A 21,791-nucleotide genomic window follows, 5' to 3' on the forward strand; every position below is an offset into this window, starting at 1 on the left:
ACCAATCAGGAATCACCATGTCCAATACCCGCGTCTTGCACGGCTTTCATGCCGTTACCGCCCGGCTTACTCGTTTACCCGACAGCGTGTTGGAACTGTATGTCACGCGTGAGCGGAATGACCCACGCATGGCGGAGTTGCTCAAGCTGGCCCAGCAGACCGGCACGCGGTTGATCCCCGCTGATGCATCGCGCCTGGATGGCTTAACCGGCCACCGGCGTCACCAGGGTGTCGCGGCGGTTATCGATGCTAACAAGACGTTTGTGGCGCTGGAAGACGTGCTGGAAGATATTACCGAACCGCCACTGATCTTGATTCTGGATGGCATCACCGACCCGCATAATCTGGGTGCCTGTCTGCGTGTGGCTGATGCCATGGGAGTGCATGCCGTGGTTGCGCCCAAGGATAAGTCGGTGGGCATCAATGCGACGGTGTCCAAGGTCGCGTGTGGGGCCGCCGAGATAGTGCCTTATATCGTGGTGACGAATCTGGCGCGGACATTGCGCGAGATCAAGGATGCAGGCATCTGGGTGGCCGGCACCGACATGGATACCCAAACCGATCTGTACCACTTTGACCAGACTGGCCCGCTGGCATGGGTGATGGGTGCGGAGGGCGAGGGGATGCGGCGGCTGACGCGCGAACACTGTGATGTATTGGTCAGCATCCCGATGTTTGGTACCGTTGAGAGCTTGAATGTATCGGTGGCCAGTGGCATGTGCTTGTCTGAAAGCCGCCGCCAGCGTGTCGTGAAGGGCGAAGCCAAGCGCTAGAAAACTCAATGCAACCGAACCGGCGCTGATTCGGGATAGGCAGGAAAGCTTCCTGCCTTAATGCTGTACCAGCGCGGTCGAGGTTGGCTGGCCGACGAAACTGGCTTGCGCCTGATTGATATAGGGTGCTGCCAGTTGCCAGGTGCGTTCGGTTGCACCACCAAAGCGAGCCAGCAGCCCGCTTACCTTGGACTGGCGGTTTTGCTGCGGGTTTTGGTCGATTGAAGCCTGCCAGCTGCACGCCAGATCGTCCGCCTGGGTATGCAGGGTGATATCTCCGGCCTCACTCAGGACCTTGAAAACCGGGTAGCTGGGATAAGTCGCATCCCAATTGGGCAGGGCCGTTACTTCCAGGCCGGCGGAAAGAGGCTCGAGCAGATTGTGGTCCTTCCCGATGTGGCTACAGGCACCAAACCGGAATGCATCGCGCAATTCGCCAATGGTGTCGAGCACGAGGCAATCAGCATGGCTGTCTTTGCCGCTTGCCAACATTTCGGTGCGTAACTGGTACCCCAGACCATGTTGTGCGCATTGTTGGGCAATATGGTGCATAACGACAGGATTTTCGGGATGGCGTGGGGCGAGCAGCAGCCGTACGGCAGGCGCCTGCCGGTGGATTTTTGCAAAGGCGGCAAATATCAGTGCCTGTTCGTCAGCATCAGTGACGGAGCCGGCGACAATGGTTGGGCGTTTGGTTTGCTGTAGCCAGCTTGCAAGACGGCGTTGGTCGGTTGTGCCGTTATCGGGTGCGATGGCGAGTGCGTCGAATTTCATATTGCCGCAGACATGGACTGAGAGCGGCTGGGCCCCGTGTTCCAGCGCAAATATCGACCCGGCGTCGTCCTGCATGCAGATCAAATCAAACGCGCGTAGCCAGGCTTTGCCTAACAATCTGCGTTCGAGTGCATCCGCGCGGCAGCTTGGCTGATAGCGATAGGGCCAACCATTGACCAGCAGTCGTGGTGCGCCAGCCTGCTGGGCAGCATGGACCCAGGCATAGGGCAGGCGACAAGGCGCATCGGAAGGCTGTAGGGGAATCTCCGATACCAGAAACAACAGGGGCGGGTAGGAAGCCGCCAGTTGATAGGCTTCGCGCGGATCGTCGGATATTTCCGCTACCAGGGCGGTTGGGTAGCGCTTGAGATAGGGTTCGCGGTATATCTTGCGATCAGTCAGGATAACCCAGTGTTGTGGTGGAATAACCAGCGCCAGCCGGGCCAGAAAACCGGCAATAGCATTCATTTCGCCAATGGTGGAGAGAAACAGCCAGAGTGACGGCTTGGGAGAGGTAGTGCCCAACAACTGTCGGGTCGGTTTTCCCAGCCGGGTTAATCCATCGAGTGCACTGAAAATATGCCAGCGGAGGGAGTGTCTGAATCCATCTTGCATAATTGATTCATTTCCTTTTGGACGACAGCAAAACCAATAGATAGACTAATAACGGGTGTGCCTATAACCCCCCGGGTAGCGGGCCGGTTTATTTCGATACTATGGACTACTGAGACGGTATGTAAGGCTGTCGGTATATCTTTTTCATGATATGAAGCATCGCAATGGTGCTCGCTAGGACGAGCGGTGAAGAAATTTGGCAGGCTGCATTAACTGATCTTCTTTATTTGCAAATAAATTGAATTTAATAATATTCAAATTAATAGGATTTTGGTGATTAATGAGTCGGTCGATCATTCACTCTGTATATTTAGTCGCTAGGATAGTCGACAATGCTGGCGACGCGATAGACTGTATCTAAGGGATTTAAGTCTGGAGAAATGGTGTGAAGAGGTTTTGTGGCCGGTTGCTGCTGGGTATCAGCCTATTGCTGGGTAATAGCCTTGTCCAGGCGGACGAGATCGAATGCGGTTCCTTGTCCAATGGTTTTGGTCCGTATGATTTTCGTCACCAGTTTGGCGAGCCCAAGCGCCTTGTTGAAAGTGCGCACTTCCCACCGTATGTGGAATCTTTGCTACGTGGCCGGACTGCAGATGCGGTGGGGGGAGATATCGACTACACCTTGCGCGCCTTTCCCAACCATCATCGTGCGCTCTTGTCGATGATGAATCTGGCAACGCGGGAACACACCCGCAAGCCGCCTGGTTCGCGGTTTACGATTGAGTGCTGGCTTGACCGAGCCGAGCGCTTTGCACCCGATGACGGCATGGTCAAGGTGCTGTGGGCAACCTGGATGATCAAGCAGGGGAATAAAAAGGAGGCGGAAGAAAAACTAAAGGCGGGTGTAGCGCTGGCACCGGAATCGAATGCGAATTTCGACTATAGCGTCGGTTTGGCTTATTTTGACTTGCGGCGTTATGACTTGTCATTGGCAGCAGCTCATCGCGCCTATCAGGCGGGTTTTCCACTGCCGGGTTTGAAGCAGAAGTTAAAGAAGGCTGGGCAATGGCGGGATGCACCACCGCTGCCGCCCCCCTCCCCGGAACCTGATGCGGCAAGCGGTAGTTCGGCAGCGGTAACTACGCCGGAGCGGCTGGCTCAATAAGGTGACATGAAGAATGGAGAGGAATCTCAGAGGAGGAAATAATTCCCCTCCTCTGAATCATCGGCGGCTAGCTATTTATTGCTAGCCATGTTGAAAATGACGGTGGTTTTTTAATCCCTTCACGCAATAGATGGCTGTTGTCCTGCTGGTCGCGTGGCTGATAGAAGTAGAAGCTATCCTCCCCACTTTCCAAGTTCTTATGCATCATCTGGATGCCAATGCCGCTCATTAGAATGCTGGATTCTAAGAGCACTTTGCGTGCGTCATCAATATTGTCGCATTTGAAGAATGTATCCACGCGTTTACTGATTTCCAGAAGTGTATTGGCAAAGTCACGATTTTCACCATATTGCCGGAAGTCAGATGTTGACGCATGAATCTCCTTGTTGTTGGCCAGGGCCAATTCTATAAGTGGGTTGCGAATATCCCATAAAATCCCGTCATATCCGGTGAACCCGTTTCCTTCAACCAGCTGCTTCAGTTGCTGAATATTGTTTGCTTGGTATTCGGCATTAGGCTTAAGTGAAAAGTCGGCGTTGACATTCTCCTTACCGAACAGATCAGACGTTTTTATACCGGGTGCGATTCTTATATCGTTCAACCCGCGTTCTTCCGCGGCGTCTTTCAGACTAATCAGTGCTTGATGGTGGAAAGAACAAAACACGATGTTATTGAGGCAGACACCTGAGTTTTGGGAAAATGTTTCAGAAAGTAGGTCGATAGTTTCCGCGATAGCAGAGGCATCTTTTAGCTCAATATTGAGGACTACCTGGGTTTTATTATTTTTGGCTAGAACTTCATTGGCATTGCCCACCATTTCCAGCACTTCGGAGAGTGTGGGCATCGTTTCACCATTGGGGCCAATAGAAATATTTTTCAGTTCATCGACCGTTCTTTTACCCACCAAATAGGAATTTTTTGTTTCACCAGCGGGTAGATTCCCACCTTTTTTATCTGCACCAAACTCATTTCGCCATATTTCGTCGTCATGAGTGACGACAATTATTCCGTCTGCAGACTTGAATATATCAATTTCAATTGCGTCCGCACCTTGGAGAATGGCATGTTTTATTGATTGCAAACTGTTTTCGGGTAGATAATCTTTGGGAAATGTTTGCCCAAAAACACTAGTGGGCCCCATGCCACGGTGTGCTGTAAGCAAGAGATGATGACCTGTGCGTTCCTTTAGCAATTCGCTGTGATATTTCCCTATCATCATTTGGTCAATATCATTTTCGCTAAAATGCGTAAGGTCGCCTGTGTTGTCCTTTTTTGGACTTTGGCTACTTTCAATATTTTGGTTACGACTAATATTGTTTGTGGCGAAATTAATGCTGTCCAGGCCCATTTGCTCACCTCTTTACGTAAGAAAAATTAATTTCGAAGTGAAATCATCTTCCGCTGGAGGTGCTGCAATTGATTTCATTTTTAGGCAAAAATTTATGTTTTTCGACAAGCACTTAAATAAGCATAGTATTATGATTAAATATATATGTTATTGGTATAATATAATTATCTTTGTTGTAAGCCTCTAAGTTAGGACGGCGAAGTTAAAATTCTTTTTCCAGGCGGTATATCAGGCGAGTTGCTTGATCGTGGTATAGCAAGCTAGCGGCCTTGCATTCGGTCATAGGGGGCGCTTCTGCAGCATCAATCGTGCTGGTAAACCCTTGTATCTGGCTTTTTCGACCCCATTTGTGCCGGGTTGGTCCGATTTGTGGACGGGCCATATGGGTATGTATAAAAAATCCAAGCGGTTGCCATCGCGCTACCGCCCTGTAGATGGATTCTCATGGTTTCACTAAAAGACAGTGTCGGCATACCACTCAAGGATTTGCCGGCAGGTTCGGAGTTTTTTACTTTCGATGGTTTTGGCGATGATGAACATATCGCCGTTGCGTTTGCGCCATGGCGGCAGCAGGACGTACCGTTGGTGCGCGTCCATTCGGAATGTTTGACCGGTGAGGTATTTGGCTCAGAGTTGTGCGACTGCGGCCCGCAGTTACACGAAGCGCTCAAGATGTTCAGCCGCGAAGGTGGCATCTTGTTGTATCTGCGCCAGGAAGGCCGAGGTATTGGCTTGTATGCCAAGTTGGCGGCTTATCGCCTTCAGCAGCAAGGCATGGATACCTTTGAAGCAAACCGTTGCCTGAATCTACCGGAAGACGGCCGTAGTTTCGAACCGGCGGCTCAGATGCTCAAAGCGATGGGCGTCGGTAAAGTGCGCCTATTGAGCAACAACCCGGATAAGTCGGCACAGCTGCAAAGCTATGGCATCGAGGTCGTGGAAACGCTCTCTACAGGGGTGTTTGGCACCAAGAGCAACCGTAACTATCTGGCGGCCAAAGTGCGAAAGCGCCAGCACAAAATCAAGCTGGACGACCTCTGACCCTGGCATGGTCATAGCGAGACTGGCAGTAATAAAAACCGGGTTGATGCCCGGTTTTTGTTATATCGCTTGCACTTAGTTCAGCTTGTATTGCGGTGCTTTGGCGCGTAGCCATTGTTCCAACATCATCAGAATCCACACCATTTCGCCGTAATAGCCGGGGTGCTCGGCCAGTTTTTCATCGAGCAGGCTGGCGATGAAGTCAGGGCGGACGACGCCGCGACTCGCCAAGCTTTGTAGCGATTCGGTAGCCAGGGTGCGCAAACCGGCATGCTGGGTGGCCCATACCCCAAAGGGTAAGCCGAACCCCTGTTTCTTCTTGGTGATGATTTCATCGGGCAGGAACCCACGCAGTGCTTCCTTGAAGAACCAACGTAGTTTGAGCCCTTTGAGCTTGTATTCCGCTGGCAGCTTGAGCGAAAACGCCAGCAAACGCTCGTCCAGCATGGGAAAGCCCACGGCGATGCCTGCCAGCTGGGTAGTGCCGCATACCTTGGGTAGGTCGTTTTCCGCCAATGTGTAACGCCAGTCGAAGGCCAGCACCTGGTCGATAGGGATATCACTTCTGGTTTGCGCCCAAATTTCACGTTGTTGCTGGGCTGGCCCCGTGATATCGACCTGGGCGATAAAGCCCGGGGTCAGCACTTTATCGATGCCCAGGCGCAGGAGCAGGTTGTACATCTGCAAACGATCGGGCATGGGTACCTTGGCTTGCTCCACATAGCTGGCTGCCTTGCGCAGAAAGGGGACCCTCCCCAATGACTCCAGTTCCAGGAAGGGTTCCATCACGCCAGTACGCAGCTGAGGCGGCAAGTGCTGATACCAGCCAAAAACTCGCTGCTTGGCGTAACGGCTGTTGCCGCCGAACAGCTCGTCGCCACCATCGCCCGCCAGCATCTTTTCGCGCCCATCGGCCTTCGCCATCTTGGCGCAGTAATACGCGGGCAAGGCGGAGGAATTACCAAACGGTTGGTCATAGTGGGCCGCGACTTCGGCAATACTGCGAACCAAATCGTCCGGCGTGACGTAGTACTCGTGGTGTTTGGTCTTGAAATGCTTGGCGGCAATACGGGCGAAGGCCATTTCATCGTAGCCGGCAGCATCAAAGCCGATGGAGTAGCTGTTGGCGGGCTGGTTACCCACTGCGCTCAGCATGCCAGCTACGGTGGAGCTGTCCGTACCGCCACTGAGGAAGCAACCGACTTTGTCCGGCTCAATTTGCCCCACCTGCGTGGTGACCGAATCTTTCAAAATCTGCCGGAAGTCATTACGCAGTGAATCGAAAGAAGTGTGATGGTCTTCGTCAAAGGTGGCCAGCCAATAGGGGGCGACTTTCAATTCGCCCCCTTCAAATAACGCATAGTGAGCGGGCGGCAGACGCATCACGCCTTTGAAAATAGTGCGTGGCGACGGAATAACGTGGAAGAACAGATAATCGAAAATCGCCTGTGGGTCGATTTGCGCTTCACGTGTGCTATCAGCGTTGACCAGCTCGTCGGCACGATGGGCGAAGAGCAGGCGGTTACCTTCCTGCCGGTAGCACAAGGTACGGGTGGCGAAGCGGTCTACTGCGAGAAAAACCCGATATTGGGCATCACGGATCGCCACGGCAAACTCACCGCTTACCCCCGCTGCGCACTGTACACCATCCCGCTGGAAAGCCGCCAGCCAGGCGGCTGCCACGCCTTCGGTCTTGGCCAGCTTGTCAAAATTCGCATCGGAAAAACGAGGGTTGCCTTTGCATAACACGCTGCTGCTGGCCTGGCTGCTGGTAGGGTTCGATGCGCTGAGTATCATGGTCAAATCATCCGCCGTATTTTTGGTTCAAAGGCTTTATCAATGCAGGCTGGTAGGGGATCGCTAAGCGCCAGCCTTCGGGTTGATGCGGTGTTCGTGTCTATGTCCAGGGTTTGAGGGTCTTCGAGACATGCTCGAGAGTGTTGGCCCAACGCTGCGCAGCAATTCGCAGGCCTATGGCGGAGAAATGACAGCCGCCCGAACGCATCTCACCTTGAAGGTCATCTGTATCTGGCCCTGGCAGGAAGCCGGCCTGGTGCTGGGTAAGATCGGCAAGGGCGGCCCGTACTTGGCTGCCATCGGCGCCGGGGCAGTAGGTGGATTGCGCCGCCACAATCGGTGCGCTGACCTTGGCGGCCTGTAGTGCAGCCTGTAGTTTCAATAGTGCTTGCCGGTAATCTGCCTGGCTGGTTTTTGCCTTGGCGTCGGCCTCACCTTGTTGCCATAGCACCAGGGATGGCGTGAGTCCGGTGGCGGCGAGCTGGCCCAACTGTTGTTGCCAATGTTGTTGCAGCGGGCCATTGCCCACCCAGTCGGCGATAGGTGTGCTTTCAATGGCGATGAGGGCATACACCAGTGGGCGTCCACCCAGCTGATGGCCAAGGTACTGGCTGACATGGGGCCAGAGGCTGGCGCCACGCCCTGTACCGCCGGGTAGCGGTGCCGTCGAGCTGTAGCAGCGACCGTCTTTGACGATGTTGAGCGGGATATAGCTGGCATCGCCCAGCTCGGCATGATTGGCAGCGTTCGATTGCCCAAGCACCAGCAGCACGACAGGTTGCTGCTTGGCCAGGTCGGCGCAGACGAGTTCGGACTTTGCCGGCGCGGGTTGGATTTGCGTCAGTTTTTGCGCCAGTGAATCTGCCGCTTCAACCGGTTGCCGCGGCAACAGCCACAACAGCCCGGCCAGCAGGAGGCAAATGCCAATGATGGGGTAGGCGCGCGTTGGCATCAGGCCTCCCGCGACACGGCAACCGGCGCACGTGTCTGTTGATAGCGCTTATAGCGTTCGCGCAGGAAATGCATGGCAGGTTTTTCCACGAGTCGGCTCAGCAAGTGGGCCAATGTCAAAGCAATGATCAAGGCGATCAGGATGGTGAGGTTGGCGTTCAGGCCAGCCTGCTGCAAATGCAACATCACCGCCCAGCCAATATTCTCGTGCAACAGATAAAGCGTATAAGAGATGGCACCCAACCAGACCAGCCACGGGTGGGTCAATAATGGCAAACGGCCCGTGGCGACTGCGAATAACACCCCACTTAATGCACAGGCCAGCAGGGCAAGCATGGGCGATTCGACAACCCCCAGCAAAACGATAGCCGTCAATAGCATGGCAATATCGGGCTTCGGTGGGCCGCGCCGGCTTGTAAGGCGGTAAATCATGATACCGGCCCCAAACCAGGGGATGAACTTGAGAATCAGCAAGCGGAAGGCAAGCCAAGGGAGGTCGATCTGGAATAGCTTCTCAAAACCGAAATAACCCAGACGCAGGGCAAACAATACCCCCAGCAGCATATGGATGCGGCCCAGCCAACCTAGGCGGAAGGCCAGCAACGCCCAGGCATAGAAGAGCAGCTCGACTTCCAGGGTCCAATACACGCCATCGACATGCGGCACCTTGAAGAGGTTATGGAACATGCTGAGGTTCCAGGCAGCGCTTTCCAGCCCTACCGTCTTGCCCGGCAGGCCCAACCAGCTGGTGATGATAAAAGTCAGCGGTACCGCCACCCAATAGGCTGGGTAGAGGCGACTAAAGCGCGAAACGACGAAGTCCAGTGATTGCCGGGTCTTGTCCAGTGTCATGAAGATGACAAAGCCACTGATCATGAAGAACAGATTGACGCCGTAGTGCCCCCAGGGCAGCGAGAACAACGGCACTGTAGTGTGACCGTAGAGCTCCTGATAGCGCGTCGTATAGTGAAATAGCACCACCAGCACGGCTGCAATGCCGCGCAGGGAGTCGATTTCAGTCATACGGCGTGTGGTGGGCTGCGACATAGGGCGGCTTTACACCAGCACTTCAGCCGGTGCTTCATGGCCCAGGAAAGCTTGTGGGCTGGCGGATAAACCATAAGCGCCTGATTGGAAGATCACGACCAGGTCGCCTACGTCGGCTTTGGCGAGCGCCATTTTGTCGGCCAGTAAATCAAGCGGTGTGCAGAGCGGGCCCACTACCGATATCCCGGGTTCCACTGCACCGTCCATTCGGTTGCCGATGGTGGCGGGGTAGTTTTTGCGGATCACCTGCCCGAAGTTACCCGAAGCTGCCAGATGGTGGTGCAAGCCCCCGTTGGTGACAAGGTAGACCTGCCCGCGCGATACCTTGCGATCAATCACTTCTGCGACATACACGCCGGCTTCGCCCACCAGATAGCGTCCCAGTTCGATGACGAGTTCCGCTGCGGGGAAGTCCTGCCTGGCACGCTTTGACAAGTCCGCCAGGTTGGCACCAATGCTGGGCAGATCCAGCCGCTGCTCGCCTGGAAAATAAGGAATGCCGAAGCCGCCGCCCAGATTGAGAAAGCGCACGGGCGATGGGGCATATTCAGCCAAGCGCAGGGCCAGGGTATAGCTTTGGCTTTGCGCGTCGACAATGGCTTCGGGCTTGAGGCTTTGTGAGCCGGAGAAAAGATGAAAGCCTTCAAACGCCAAGCCAGCCTTGCCGATTTGGGCGAGTAATTCCGGCACCTGTTCGGCATCGACGCCAAATTGCTTGGGGCCGCCGCCCATCTTCATGCCTGAGTGCTTCAGTTCGAAGTCCGGATTCACCCGCACTGCCACACGTGCCGTATAGCCGCTGGTTTGGCTGATCTCCGCCAGGATAGCCACTTCACGAAAGGATTCGATATTGATCAAAATGCTGGCTGCGACGGCTTGCGCCAGTTCGGCGCGACTTTTACCTGGCCCGGCAAAGCTGATATCAGCTGGATTCGCCCCGCTATCCAGCGCCACACGCAACTCGCCACCCGAGGCCACGTCGATGCCATCCACCAAGCCGGCCATATGGCACACCACTGCCGGCATGGGGTTGGCCTTCATGGCGTAGTGCAGCTTGATGGAATTGGGTAAGGCTGCCCGTAACTGCGCTACCCGCTGGCTGAGCAGGCTGCGGTCATAAGCATAGAAAGGGGTACGCCCGACCCTGGCGGCCAAGCGGCTCAGCGGCATACCGCCAATCAGCAGCTCGCCATTGGCGATGCGGAACTGATCCATGGTGGCATGGAGGGGGGGCTGGCGTTCAGCAGCTTGCATGGCTGGGGTCCTGATGGTTCATGATGTGGTGCTTTGCTGTTCGAGCCATTCGGTCGAGAGTGTCTTGCGGTCGATCTTGCCGTTAGGGTTGCGTGGCAGTGGGCCTTCACGCACCACTACGCCGGCCGGCACCATGTAGGCTGGCATGCGGCTGCGGCATTCGGCCAGCAATGTGGTGGTGTCGAGGCTATGGTCTGCGTTGGGGGTGGCGATCACTTGAATCGCCTGTCCGAGGCTGGGGTGGTCGACACCAAATGCCACGCATTCCCCCACGAGCTTGGTGGCGTATAGGATTTCCTCGACCTCCGTGGGGCTGACTCGATAGCCCGATGTCTTGATCATTTCATCGCGCCGACCAATGAAATACAGAAAGCCGTCTTCATCCTGGCGTACGGTATCGCCTGAAAACACGGCGAGTTCTTGCAGTACTAAGCCCGCTTCACGGCCGGGAAGCGGCTTATAACGTTCGGCGGTCTTGTCCGGGTCGTTCCAATATCCCATGCCGACCAATGCACCACGGTGTACCAACTCACCGGGTTCGTGGGCGGCGCATGGTGTGCCGTCCTCACGCAAGACCAGGATTTCAGCATTGGGAATTGCTTTGCCGATGGAGTCTGGCCGCCGGTCCACCTCCTCGGGGGGGAGATAGGTCGAGCGAAAAGCCTCGGTAAGGCCATACATCAGATAAGGCTTGCTGCGGGGCAGGCGGCTGCGCAGGGCATCCAGGGTTTCGCGTGGCATGCGGCCACCGGTGTTGGCGAAGTAACGCAAGTGCTGGCCAATGGCGGCAGGCCATTCAAGCTGCGTCAACTGGATATATAGCGGCGGTACGGCGGTCAAGCCGGTGACTTTTTCCTGCTCCAGCGCCTTGAGTACATCCTTGGGCAGCAAGTAGTTGAGCAGCACGACACGCGCGCCGGTATGGAAGGCGGTGGTCAACTGGCTGAAGCCGGCGTCAAACGACAAAGGCAACGCAGCCAGCAGGGTGTCGTCCGGCTTGTTTTCCAGATAGCTAGCCACACTCTTGGCGCCAGCCACCATATTTCGGTGCGATAGAACCACCCCCTTGGGTTTGCCGGTGCTGCCTGAGGTGTAGAGGATGGCAGCCATATCGACATCGATCAGCCTATGCCCGGCATGAGGTGGGGCCGCCAATAGGTCGCCCCATTGTTGTGTATTGAGTGTGCCGGGTGCGGGGCAAGCCTCGTTGCCCAGTACGACCAAATGGCGCAGGTCGTGGCAGTCAGGTAATACTCCGGTTAATAAGGGCAGGCGTTCCGGCGAGGTGATCAACAAACGCACATTGCAGTCGCGCAGGATGTAACCGACCTGATCGGACTTCAGCAAGGGGTTGAGCGGTACGAACACACAGCCCGCGGCGGTTGCGCCAAAACTTGCGATCACGGTTTCAAAGCGCTTTTCCAGATAAATCGCTACCCGCTCGCCCCGCTGCATGCCCAGTTGGCGCAAACCATGGGCGAAGCGCTGGACGCTATCCGCCAGCTCGGCATAGGTGAGGCTGGCGTTTTGGTAGGTCAGCGCCTTGGCGTCGGGCGCGGTGGCGGCCGAGGCGAAGATCAATTCGTGCAGAAGAATGGTATGGGTCATCGCTTGGTTTTCTTGGCTTTGCTCTAAAGGGGCGCAGCGTCAGCGCTAGCTGGTCTGGGCGCCCCGGGCGCGAAAACGCGCCATCAGCTGGACAATTTCGTCATACACCGGGTGCTTCAGCAGCTTGATGGCAGCCAGCCAGCAGATGGCACCAACGGGAACGACCAGCAGCAAATTAACGAGAGGGGGCAAATCAAAGTGCTGGCAAACATGCAGGGTGGCAAATTGGCCGAGCACCGAGACAACCGCCACCATTGCACTGCGCAGGCTGGGCGCAAACAGCAGGTGGGCCGGCTTATTGAGTACAACCGCCAAGTGGCGGCCATACATGAGCAGCATGACCATGTTGCTGAGCCCCCAAATGGCGGCTACTGCCTGGAGGCTGACAAACGAGGCCGCCAGGATGCCGACCAGATGCACCGGGCTATACCACAGTGAAATCTGCAATCGCCGCTTCACGTTGCCCGTTGCTGCCAGCAGGTTGGGGGCGAGTACAACCAGGTAAGCCGGTATCAGCGAGATGGCCAGCACACTGGCGATGGGGGCCGCAGCATCCCACTGATGGCCAAACAGCACCTGGATGACATCGCCCGACATCAACGAAATAAAGCCCAGGAAAGGAAAACCGATGCTGGTGAAAATGGCGGTGCCGCGTGAAAACGTGCCATCAAGCGGAATACCGGCGCGGTGATCTGTCGCAAAGCTAGGGCTGGCGACGCGTAGGATGGCTGAGGTGATATTGGTAAAAAATAATTCAATCAAGCCGAAAGCTCGGCTGAATATCCCGACCGACCCGAAATCAAATTGCTTGGCGATGATGAATTCATGCGCATTGCGGGTGGTGGATTCAATCATTCGCGAGGTGACGAACATCAGACCATAATTCAACACCGCCTTGGCGGAACCCAAATTAGGCATCAATAGGGATTCCTTGGGCCTTAAACACGTCACCAGGATGGTCTGTACCACAATGCTGGCGATGGGGGCCCAGGCCAGGCTCATATAACCATGTCCATAATAGGCCAGGGTGACAGCCGTACTGGCATGGACAAGGCTGCATATCGTCTGGATGACGAATATCTTCTTGAAAGCCATTTCCCGGTTAAGCAAGGCAAAAGCAGGTGAGGCAAAGGGCAGGATAATGAAATTCAGGCTCATCACTGCCAATACCTGGGCAACTCCGGCTTCGGCATAGAACTCGGCCATGGCGTGGCGAAACAGCAGGATGAACACGGCGATGGACCAGGCGGTGAGGATAGCCATGCCGAAGGCAGCCTGGAGTTTGTCCTTGGTTAAATCTTTTTCCTGAATCAAATATTCGCTAATGCCAAAGTCACGCAGAATGCTGGCCAATATGGTGAAAGCGGCGCATAGCGAAAACACGCCGACTTGGGCGGGCGTTAAAAGACGAGCCAGCAGCATGGTGCTGACCAGCGTGATGACCAGGCTGGCATAACGTTCGGCAAATGACCAAACCAATGCCTTGCGCACCGAGAGCGATTTGGTGGTGGGTTCGCTCAAGTGAAGGTGCCCTGGCTGGATTGAATAAGCATGTTTCCCCATTTTATTTTCTAATTATCCAAACACGATGTGATTCGATTACTCGGTGACCACCTCGGGTTTTTCTTCTTTTACCTTTGCCGCTTCTCTCTCCTGACGCATACGATTGATGCGGTTGTGCAGGGCCATCAGAAAAGACCAGCGATAGGCCGTGGCGTGGTAGATGACCCGCTTGGCTTCTGCCCAGCGGGTGTGCCATTCCATGACTTTTCCGTAGAACTCAATACGCTTGAATTGGCCTTCCGTGAACAGGGCTTGGAATTGATCCTGCCGCATCAAGGTGGAAGGCGAGATGGACTTGTAACTCTCGTCGTAAGCGGTTTTTAGAATGACGACGGTTTTGCCATTGTCGATGCACAAATCCATGGAAACGACTTTATCGTCAAAGCGGTAACGGTAAATACGCCCCCGGCCTAACGCGCAAAAGTTTTCCAACATCTGGCGATAAAACCGGCCCTGGGCATTATCGGGGTGCACGGCGGTGCCATTGGCGGCTTTCCAGCCTGCACTTTCCAGCGTGCCATAGTCACGCATTGCATCGGCCACGCCTTGTGGGTCGCGAATGCAGTCCATTTGCACATGAATGCCGTCGGTTTGCAGCTTGTTGCGTTGTTTGCGCGCATTCTGTTTCAGATTCTTGCCACGCGCTTCCCAATAGGTATCGAAGTCACTTTCAATATCAATCCACGCCGTGTCGATATAGTCTTGCGTGCGAATAAGTTGGCTTGCCTCTGGGCGTTGTTGCAGCAAAGGGTCCAGTTGGGACAAGCCGATACCGAGGCTGAGGCCGGGCAGGGCAGGGATCAGTGAACTGGTTGTGTCGCCCAGCGTCTGGCTTGCTTTGACAACCCACGCGCCAAGCGGCAGCTGCGAAGGTTGAAAGGTTTCCCACAAGCCCAGCTTGCCGGGTTGAAGAATAGCGGCTGCCTGGGCTTGCCCGTTTTCTCGACCTACCGCGACAACTTCCAGGTGATTGCCAAATTCCTTGAGCAAAGGCAGCAAAAAAGCGCTTTCCAGAAAGGGGATATCCGCGCTGGCGTGTAAAAGCGCATCCCATTCACCAGCCAGTGTTTGAAATTGTTCTACGGGATAAATTTGCCAAATCATGACTCGCCCTTGGGTAGATGGCTGCACATTGACCGTTACGATGGATGCTGCGGTTGTAATGCATCGAGTAAACCCGCCAGTTGGCGTGTCCGTTCATCACGCGCGGCAAGCCTTATGCAGTTGGCGTCGGCGATGGGGGCGGTATTCGATTGAATGGCCTGGACGAATGGCAGAAAGGTACGGGCAATGGCATCTGCGTCATCCAGGTCGGCAATATGGGGTAGGCCAGCCTGATGCATCACGCTTGCGGTGTCCCCGGCGGGGTCTGTGAAGGCGATGATGGGTTTGCCGGCGCGCAGATATTCGTAAAACTTGGCAGGGATTTGGTCGTTGCATTCTGCTGATTGCAGTAAAAACAAGCCGTCGGCCGCCAGCATTTCGCCAATTGCCGCCGCGTAGTCCAGGGCGGGAAGCACTTCAACAACCGTTCCCAATTGGTGCTCGTCGACCAACTTGGCCAGAAACGCATCGTGGACCGGTGCCCGAAAGCGAAGGCGGAATTGGTTGGGGTTCAACTGCCCCTGTTTGATCAGCATAGCCACCGCAGAAAGCAAAGCAGCCGGGTTGCGCCATGCCGGGTAGACAATGCCGCTATGCAATAACGTGATTTTCCCCGGGTTTAATGTGGGGGAGGAATGGTTTGGCTGGGTACTGGGAAATGCGGTTTCGTCGTAACCATTTTCCACCACCTTGATGCGCGCTGCGGCAAAGGGATAGCGCTCTTTATAAAGGCGTGCTGCGCCCTCGGTGGCGAATACAGCCAAGCTGGCGCGCGCAAATACCCGCTGCTCGGTTTTCAGGTAGCTCTGCCATGTTTTGGCGTTTTCTGGGTAGCCTGCATGCGCCATGGGGTCACGAAAGTCTGCTACCCAGGGAATACCGGTGATGCGCGCCAGCCAATAGCCGATCAGATGCGCGCTGGGGATAGGGTAGGTGCTCCAGAGCAAATCCGGCTTGCGTGCGCGGATCATGCGCAGGCCTGCCGGAATCGCCCCGACAAGCCAGGAGGTCCAACGGTCTGGCCGTGCCAACCAGCCCGGGTAGCGACGAAAAAATGCGAGGTGGCGGCTGGCATCGAGTGCGAACGCGCGCTGGACCTGCAACCCTGCCGGTACCTTGTCGAGCAGATCATTGCTGGTGGCTTCGTAAGCGCGGATGTCAGCGCTGAGCACAGAAGGGGTCCAACCAAAATTTGGCAAGGCGCGGGCAAAATGCAAGGTACGCAAAATGCCGCTGCTGCCTTGCAGGGGCGGGAAGTGGTAGGCAATCATCAGGATGTGCCTTTGGGGGGGGGTGGTGTGCCGCTGTGTGACATCAGCCGGGGCATCAATGATAGGCACGGCGAATCTCTCGCACCAGGATGCCCATATCTTCGGGGCTTAAATCCTGGTGACAAGGCAGTTGCAATATGTGGTGCGACCATAGGCCGCCTTGGTCGCCCGCGATGATAGGCACATTGGGCCAGGGGCGGTCCCAGCGGGAGAGGGGAATGCCCATTTCACGTAGGGCGAGGTAGCCTGGGTCGGGATCAGCCACCCACAGTGGGAAGACATAAGGCGCACAGTTTTCCGGCAAGGATTTCACTAGTGGCCGGACGTTCGGGTGGTCGGCAAACGCCTTGAGAAACAACGCAAAGTGCTTGCGCCGTTGCTCGACAATACGGGCGCGCGGCGAGTGTTTAGCCAACCATCTACAGGGGAGGGTAAGCGCTTGGTGCGAGAGCGGCACATCGATTGAAAACCCCTCCAGGTTATCTACACCAGCCGATGTGGTTTCGTTGGTGCTGCGGATATTGCGCAGCTTTTTCCGGGGGGTGTTGACCAGGCTGAATGTGCCGGCAAGGGCAGTATTCAAGCCATAAAAGCGTTTGAATATGGTGCCCAGATGAACGATATCGATAGCAGCCTTTATTTGTCGCAATACACCGGTACGGGTTTGGGCCGGCATATTGGTGCTGGGGATATTGATGGTGAGACACCCCCCTTCGGTGACGGGGAGGAACTTTGAGAGGCTGGCGATCGCCAAGTCACCCCAACTTCCAATCGGCCGCCCTTCGGTACTGCCAAATAATGCGTGGGCGCAGTCCTCGATCAGGATGATTTGATGAGTGTCGCACCAATGGCGCAAATCCCCCATGGGTTGTGGCAGCCCAAAAAAATGCGCCGCCAGAATGACCCGTATATTTAATAAGTCTTGCTGAGCCAACCAATCAAAATCAATACCACCTACCGCATTGATGGGGTAGAACACGGGCTTTGCACCTAAGGCCACAATCGGGGCGACCATCGTGGGGCAATGGTAGGTAGGCACCAGTACCTTGTCCCCAGCCTTGATACCCAGCATTTCCAACGCGAGCAGAATCGAGGCCCGGCCACTGGTGGTGAACTTAATTGCAGCGTGTTCCAGTATGCACGGGATAGTCGAATGCCGGGCACCCTCCAGCGTGTTCCATCCGAGCACCGGAAGGCGCGGAATAGGAGGGCGGACCTTTTGATTTTCAATTGAAGCCGACATGGCGGGCATTGGTGCTCTGCATGACTGAATTAAGGGGCAGCGTATTCACGGTTGATTAGGTGGAAGTCAGCTCATGCCGTGAAAATCAGTATCGAATCCGCCGGGTTTCTGTTGGAAGAGGGGGAGGGATTCATCATCGCCATGATGATTGCCTCTCGGATGATTTATTTCGCATCGCTAATCACTTTGCCTGAGTAAGGCGCAAAATCGGTGGCTGTGGGTTGTACGGCCGGCAAGGGATTGGTTATTTCATCTATTGCTACGGCAGGGTTGGCTGTGCTGTGGCGGGCTGAAGGGAATTTCTCATCCAGCCAGTCGGCAGTGATGTTTTCTACTTCGGCACGCCATAAGGCGGATGAAAAGGTATGGTCTGCGGCGGGAATATCGCGGCGGGTGATGTTGGGGCGCGTCAGTAAACCTTGCCAATCCAAGGCACTGTTGGCGTGTTCGAGAAATTCCTTGGCGGTAAGGTCCTGGCCGCTGAGCGTCAACAATATTTCACCCTTAAAGCTGTCCCATCCCATCCTCATTCTTTGCTGAAAGCTAACTGGGCCAGCAACCCCATGACCTGACGCAAACAGCTGAGTCAGCTTTTGCAGGAATTCGCGCACACTGGGCATGATGGCGACCCCACCACGACTGAGCTTCAGCCAGAACGCCCGTTGCAGCAATCGCTGCAGGTAGTAATGCTTTACTTGGGCACGCGCCAGCGTTTCGGTTGACCGTACCCAAGGGTTCAGCAGGCATAGGCCAGCGATACGAGCGTCTTTTGTGCGCTGCCAATACAGCAGTGCGGCCGAAGCAGCATCGCAAAGCCCCCACAGCACAAATTGGCGGACAACAGGGTTACCGGCTTGGAATGCTGCAAGGGCTGCGGCGATATCGTCGTCTACCTCTTCGAAGGACCGTATGCTGCCGCTGCTATCTCCCATGCCACGGTAATCAAAGCGAAGCGTGGGGTAACCGCGATTGGCGAGTTGCCTTGCCAGCAGGGTGAATTGGCGATGGCTACCTGCCCGGTATTGCGGGCCGCCAACCAGAATCAGCACACCTATTTCCGTACTGGCGGTGGAAGGGCTGGCAAGTACGCCGACCAATTGTTCATCGTGGCAGGCAAAGGTCAGCGCAGATTCGATAGGGCTCATTGCATGCCCCCGGCTTGCTGGAGTGTGGTGGTACAAGCTGTCAGCAAGGCTGGGCAGTCGCTGATCTCGGTGGTTTGCCAAAATGCGGGCCCACCTACTGATGCGGCTTGAACCACATGCCCTTCGTTGCGCCAGTGTTCGATGCTTGATTGGGCGTTAGGAGGAAGCGGCGAATCCGCCTTGCTGGCGACCTGCAGCCAGACAAGCTCGCCTTTATATATGGGTGGCATCAACTCAGCTTGTTCCAAGCCATTTACCAGCGCCGGGGACAACTGATAGCCCGCGATTTCCACCGCATTACCCGCAGCGACTTGTTCCCTTAGGCGTGCCGCGCTGCCCTTTTCTTCCTTCCCAAGCATTTCACCGGCCGTTTGTAAGCGGAAGAACTGTTGCAAGAACTGCTTGCCGGATAAAACAGGTTGCCAGAACAACAGCTTGACGGGTTCGTCGATGTGGCGCGCCGCCTCGCAGATCAGCAAGCAGCCGGTGCGCAACCCCCAAAGCCAGACATTGCTGGTCTGGTGCGCCTTTAACCATCGAACTGCCATCAGTACATCTTCCACCCAGGAAGCCCAGCTCGCGTCCCCAAAGTCACCGCTGCTATCACCACAACCATGCAAATCCATTTGCAATACCAGGTATCCGGCTGCGGCGAGGTCTCTTGCCTGCAGGGCAACCATCCGGCGCGATTTATTCATTTCTTCTGCAAATGCATGAACAAACAACACCGTCCCCCGGCAAGCCTGCGATGGTGCTGGCCGGGCCAATGTGCAGAATCGAGGACCTGCATCAGTAGGAAGATAAAATGCTTCGAGCGGCATGGTGGGTAATGAGGTCAATGAGCCAGCTTGCTTTGAACAAAACCTACGAGGTTGCCTACTGTTGCAAAGATGCTGCCGTCGATTTCATCATCAGCTACGGCTAATCCAAGGTTTTCTTCAAGCATTGTCAATAACGCTACAACCGCCATGGAATCGAGTTCAGGCAAAGCGCCCAACAAGGGGGTGTCATTGCTAAATGAGGCGCTACGGCCTTTTAGACTTAAAACATCATCCAGTATTTGCAGGACTTCCTGTCGTATATCCATCTCATTCCAATTGCAAGTTAAGACAAATTTGCTAGAGGCTACCAAAAATAGTGCTATTTGCGATAGGGTGCCTCGCCATTAATAAGTTTATTGGTAATTCATGATTTTGTTGGTTTTGGGTATGTGGGTTAGATTCCGCACCATGGATATTTACGTTAAAAATTTGAGAATAATAATATTCATATGTGATTCGATATTTAATGCTGTTGGCATTATTGTGCTGTTTTTTTTAATCAAAAAAGGCACATCAACGATTCATGATAATGGCATTAATTCAATTGTCATTTGTAGGTAATACAAGATACCGAAAGATTTGTGTATTCCGTCACAGTTTGAAAAGAATGGCTGTGTTAGCCTTTGTTTCGGCTGGAGGGAAGACGGTGTTTTGTAATATCGTTGAAAATATTTGTCTGAGCCGGTGTATTTGGAAAAAATGAAAAGCGTATTTACGACGTGGTTCTTGCAAGGGGGCGATCGTGATTAAAGTGTTCAGTCATTGGTTCCATTGGAAAACAGTTCTCCAGATAGCGTTTGATTTATTGGTTCCTGTTGTCTGCGTCGCAATGGCGGTACTTTGGATCGGACAAGAGCATGGCGGCAGCCTTGATACGGCTGTTTTATTTGCCATGATCTTCGCCATGATGATGATTACACTGAATGCTTTGTTGGGTTTTTACCGACGCGTCCATAGTCGAACAGTTGCCCAATCACAAGCCCGGGCGATATTGTCGCTTTGCCTTGCAGTGCCCTTGGCTTATTTGGTGTTTAAAGGGTTGGCTTCGCGGGATGTTAATCGGGAGTTGATGCTGTTATCGGGGCTTACTGCCTTATTCGGTACGCTCGCTTATCGCTTATATGCAGCGCATAACACTGGTGCCGCTGTATTAACCCACCGTGTATTGATCTTTGGCGCAGGCGCCGAGGCAGATACCGTTGGTGCGGTACTGAAAAAGTCCGACCCCGATATTCAAATTATGGGTTTTTATCCGAGCCCGACAGATACCGAGACAGTGGTGCCGGGGGCATCGCTGCTTTCTCGCGAAAGGCTTTTGTTCGACACGGCAAGCGCATTGAAAGTAAACGAAATTATCGTCGCGGTTAAAGAGCGCCGGGGCGGTGTCTTACCGCTGCGGGAATTACTCGACTGCAAGCTTTCCGGTGTTCGGGTGCTGGATTTGGCGAGTTATTTCGAAAGGGCATTGGGTCAGATCCGGCTCGACTCGCTGCGGGCGGGGTGGTTGATTTTCGGCGACGGTTTTCGGCAAGGCCGGGTACGTACTGTCGTCAAACGGGTTTTCGATCTCGTCGCTTCGTCGATTTTGCTGATTTTGGCGCTCCCTGTGATGTTGCTGACCGCGATTCTTATTGCATTTGAAGATGGCGGAAAGATTCTCTACAAGCAAGAGCGTGTCGGCTTGAATGGCCGCTTATTCAATGTGATCAAGTTTCGCAGCATGCGTCACGACGCCGAGCGTGATGGTACGCCACGGTGGGCAACGCAAAATGATGCACGTGTAACCCGCGTGGGGCGTGTAATCCGTAAGTTGCGTATTGATGAGTTGCCACAGCTCTATAGTGTATTGGTGGGAGAAATGAGCCTGGTAGGTCCCCGTCCGGAACGCCCTTATTTTGTGGACCAGCTGACTCGGGAAATTCCCTTCTATGCTGTGCGGCATAGTGTCAAACCCGGTGTGACGGGTTGGGCGCAGGTCAATTATCACTACGGCGCTTCGATTGATGACTCATTGCAAAAGCTTCAGTACGACCTTTACTACGTAAAGAATCACACCTTGTTCCTGGATATGGTGGTCTTGTTCGAGACCGTGGGCGTAGTGTTGACGGGGAAGGGTGCGAATTGACCAAGTGGGTTGAGGTGACTGTTGTCAGACTCTGTGACTAGTCTTAATAGGTGGTGCTCAACAAGGCGCATGGAAGACCCAAAACCAGCCTGTACGCAAGTACAGGCTGGTTTTGAAGTTGTACATCACCTTGTTAAGTGCTGCTTGTTGGCGCCTGTTCAAAGCCTTACCGCAAATGGGCTTGGGAAAGCCCCCTCGCAACGGGG

18 protein-coding genes are annotated in these 21,791 nt (G+C 54.7%); 4 read left to right on the plus strand and 14 right to left on the minus strand.

Annotated elements, in window-relative coordinates:
• The first annotated feature begins 17 nt into the window (after positions 1–17).
• A complete protein-coding gene (rlmB, locus tag CSQ89_RS00865; RefSeq protein ID WP_099404303.1) occupies positions 18–773 on the plus strand; it encodes a 23S rRNA (guanosine(2251)-2'-O)-methyltransferase RlmB in 756 nt (251 codons plus the stop codon).
• Positions 774–830: 57 nt separating this feature from the next.
• On the opposite strand, the gene CSQ89_RS00870 is transcribed toward rlmB, so the two are convergent.
• The gene (locus CSQ89_RS00870; RefSeq protein ID WP_099404304.1) at positions 831–2,162 is read right to left on the minus strand and encodes a 3-deoxy-D-manno-octulosonic acid transferase; all 1,332 of its coding nucleotides are present in this window, start codon (positions 2,160–2,162) and stop codon (positions 831–833) included.
• A 385-nt stretch (positions 2,163–2,547) separates the two neighbouring features.
• Here CSQ89_RS00870 and CSQ89_RS00875 point away from each other — a divergent pair, with 385 nt between their 5' ends.
• The gene (locus tag CSQ89_RS00875) at positions 2,548–3,267 is read left to right on the plus strand and encodes a hypothetical protein (protein ID WP_099404305.1); all 720 of its coding nucleotides are present in this window, start codon (positions 2,548–2,550) and stop codon (positions 3,265–3,267) included.
• A 67-nt stretch (positions 3,268–3,334) separates the two neighbouring features.
• On the opposite strand, the gene CSQ89_RS00880 is transcribed toward CSQ89_RS00875, so the two are convergent.
• A complete protein-coding gene (locus tag CSQ89_RS00880) occupies positions 3,335–4,615 on the minus strand; it encodes a glycerophosphodiester phosphodiesterase (protein WP_099404306.1) in 1,281 nt (426 codons plus the stop codon).
• A gap of 444 nt (positions 4,616–5,059) precedes the next feature.
• Between CSQ89_RS00880 and CSQ89_RS00890 the strand changes: the two genes are divergently transcribed.
• On the plus strand, positions 5,060–5,656 hold the full coding sequence (locus tag CSQ89_RS00890) for a GTP cyclohydrolase II (protein WP_139023009.1): 597 nt from the start codon (positions 5,060–5,062) through the stop codon (positions 5,654–5,656).
• Positions 5,657–5,731: 75 nt separating this feature from the next.
• Here CSQ89_RS00890 and CSQ89_RS00895 read toward each other — a convergent pair whose 3' ends face one another.
• The 12 genes from CSQ89_RS00895 to CSQ89_RS00950 form a co-directional block, all read right to left on the minus strand.
• On the minus strand, positions 5,732–7,453 hold the full coding sequence (locus tag CSQ89_RS00895) for an asparagine synthetase B family protein (RefSeq protein ID WP_099404309.1): 1,722 nt from the start codon (positions 7,451–7,453) through the stop codon (positions 5,732–5,734).
• 100 nt (positions 7,454–7,553) lie between these two features.
• On the minus strand, positions 7,554–8,405 hold the full coding sequence (locus tag CSQ89_RS00900; RefSeq protein ID WP_099404310.1) for a sialate O-acetylesterase: 852 nt from the start codon (positions 8,403–8,405) through the stop codon (positions 7,554–7,556).
• Complete coding sequence (locus tag CSQ89_RS00905) at positions 8,405–9,451, minus strand: acyltransferase family protein (RefSeq protein WP_099404311.1); 1,047 nt, start codon at positions 9,449–9,451, stop codon at positions 8,405–8,407. Before CSQ89_RS00905 ends, CSQ89_RS00900 begins: the two co-directional genes overlap by 1 nt.
• A 9-nt stretch (positions 9,452–9,460) precedes the next feature.
• Complete coding sequence (locus tag CSQ89_RS00910) at positions 9,461–10,705, minus strand: pyridoxal-dependent decarboxylase, exosortase A system-associated (RefSeq protein ID WP_099404312.1); 1,245 nt, start codon at positions 10,703–10,705, stop codon at positions 9,461–9,463.
• Positions 10,706–10,723: 18 nt separating this feature from the next.
• Positions 10,724–12,313 (minus strand): acyl-CoA ligase (AMP-forming), exosortase A system-associated, encoded by a 1,590-nt coding sequence (locus tag CSQ89_RS00915; RefSeq protein WP_099404313.1) that lies wholly within the window; start codon positions 12,311–12,313, stop codon positions 10,724–10,726.
• 45 nt (positions 12,314–12,358) lie between these two features.
• Entirely contained in the window at positions 12,359–13,834 is a 1,476-nt protein-coding gene (locus tag CSQ89_RS00920) for a lipopolysaccharide biosynthesis protein (protein ID WP_158228846.1), read from the minus strand.
• 78 nt (positions 13,835–13,912) lie between these two features.
• Complete coding sequence (locus CSQ89_RS00925; protein ID WP_099404315.1) at positions 13,913–14,980, minus strand: GNAT family N-acetyltransferase; 1,068 nt, start codon at positions 14,978–14,980, stop codon at positions 13,913–13,915.
• Between the two features lie 35 nt (positions 14,981–15,015).
• Positions 15,016–16,320 carry a glycosyltransferase gene (locus CSQ89_RS00930; RefSeq protein WP_233202928.1) on the minus strand — a complete coding sequence of 435 codons (1,305 nt, stop codon included), beginning with the start codon at positions 16,318–16,320 and terminating at the stop codon, positions 15,016–15,018.
• Complete coding sequence (locus CSQ89_RS00935) at positions 16,307–17,503, minus strand: DegT/DnrJ/EryC1/StrS family aminotransferase (RefSeq protein ID WP_099404317.1); 1,197 nt, start codon at positions 17,501–17,503, stop codon at positions 16,307–16,309. The genes CSQ89_RS00930 and CSQ89_RS00935 overlap by 14 nt, the downstream gene beginning before the upstream one ends.
• Before the next feature lie 155 nt (positions 17,504–17,658).
• Positions 17,659–18,639, minus strand: a complete 981-nt coding sequence (locus CSQ89_RS00940; protein WP_099404318.1) for a hydrolase 1, exosortase A system-associated — start codon at positions 18,637–18,639, stop codon at positions 17,659–17,661.
• Positions 18,636–19,460 carry a hydrolase 2, exosortase A system-associated gene (locus tag CSQ89_RS00945; protein WP_099404319.1) on the minus strand — a complete coding sequence of 275 codons (825 nt, stop codon included), beginning with the start codon at positions 19,458–19,460 and terminating at the stop codon, positions 18,636–18,638. Before CSQ89_RS00945 ends, CSQ89_RS00940 begins: the two co-directional genes overlap by 4 nt.
• Positions 19,461–19,474: 14 nt before the next feature.
• The gene (locus tag CSQ89_RS00950) at positions 19,475–19,726 is read right to left on the minus strand and encodes an acyl carrier protein (RefSeq protein ID WP_099404320.1); all 252 of its coding nucleotides are present in this window, start codon (positions 19,724–19,726) and stop codon (positions 19,475–19,477) included.
• A gap of 476 nt (positions 19,727–20,202) precedes the next feature.
• On the opposite strand from CSQ89_RS00950, the gene CSQ89_RS00955 reads away from it, so the two are divergent.
• Positions 20,203–21,585: a TIGR03013 family XrtA/PEP-CTERM system glycosyltransferase gene (locus CSQ89_RS00955; protein ID WP_099404321.1), complete on the plus strand. Its 1,383-nt coding sequence runs from the start codon at positions 20,203–20,205 to the stop codon at positions 21,583–21,585.
• Positions 21,586–21,791: the final 206 nt, after the last annotated feature.

The organism is Chitinimonas sp. BJB300 (assembly GCF_002735695.1).
Classification (GTDB): Bacteria; Pseudomonadota; Gammaproteobacteria; order Burkholderiales; family Chitinimonadaceae; genus Chitinimonas.

What these genes read in the sequence shown, in the direction of transcription:
- rlmB (WP_099404303.1), top strand. Translation starts at nt 18, where the DNA reads ATGTCCAATACCCGCGTCTTGCACGGCTTTCATGCCGTTACCGCCCGG.
- CSQ89_RS00870 (WP_099404304.1), bottom strand. Translation starts at nt 2,162, where the DNA reads ATGCAAGATGGATTCAGACACTCCCTCCGCTGGCATATTTTCAGTGCA.
- CSQ89_RS00880 (WP_099404306.1), bottom strand. Translation starts at nt 4,615, where the DNA reads ATGGGCCTGGACAGCATTAATTTCGCCACAAACAATATTAGTCGTAAC.
- CSQ89_RS00890 (WP_139023009.1), top strand. Translation starts at nt 5,060, where the DNA reads ATGGTTTCACTAAAAGACAGTGTCGGCATACCACTCAAGGATTTGCCG.
- CSQ89_RS00895 (WP_099404309.1), bottom strand. Translation starts at nt 7,453, where the DNA reads ATGATACTCAGCGCATCGAACCCTACCAGCAGCCAGGCCAGCAGCAGC.
- CSQ89_RS00900 (WP_099404310.1), bottom strand. Translation starts at nt 8,405, where the DNA reads ATGCCAACGCGCGCCTACCCCATCATTGGCATTTGCCTCCTGCTGGCC.
- CSQ89_RS00905 (WP_099404311.1), bottom strand. Translation starts at nt 9,451, where the DNA reads ATGTCGCAGCCCACCACACGCCGTATGACTGAAATCGACTCCCTGCGC.
- CSQ89_RS00910 (WP_099404312.1), bottom strand. Translation starts at nt 10,705, where the DNA reads ATGCAAGCTGCTGAACGCCAGCCCCCCCTCCATGCCACCATGGATCAG.
- CSQ89_RS00915 (WP_099404313.1), bottom strand. Translation starts at nt 12,313, where the DNA reads ATGACCCATACCATTCTTCTGCACGAATTGATCTTCGCCTCGGCCGCC.
- CSQ89_RS00925 (WP_099404315.1), bottom strand. Translation starts at nt 14,980, where the DNA reads ATGATTTGGCAAATTTATCCCGTAGAACAATTTCAAACACTGGCTGGT.
- CSQ89_RS00935 (WP_099404317.1), bottom strand. Translation starts at nt 17,503, where the DNA reads ATGCCCGCCATGTCGGCTTCAATTGAAAATCAAAAGGTCCGCCCTCCT.
- CSQ89_RS00940 (WP_099404318.1), bottom strand. Translation starts at nt 18,639, where the DNA reads ATGAGCCCTATCGAATCTGCGCTGACCTTTGCCTGCCACGATGAACAA.
- CSQ89_RS00945 (WP_099404319.1), bottom strand. Translation starts at nt 19,460, where the DNA reads ATGCCGCTCGAAGCATTTTATCTTCCTACTGATGCAGGTCCTCGATTC.
- CSQ89_RS00950 (WP_099404320.1), bottom strand. Translation starts at nt 19,726, where the DNA reads ATGGATATACGACAGGAAGTCCTGCAAATACTGGATGATGTTTTAAGT.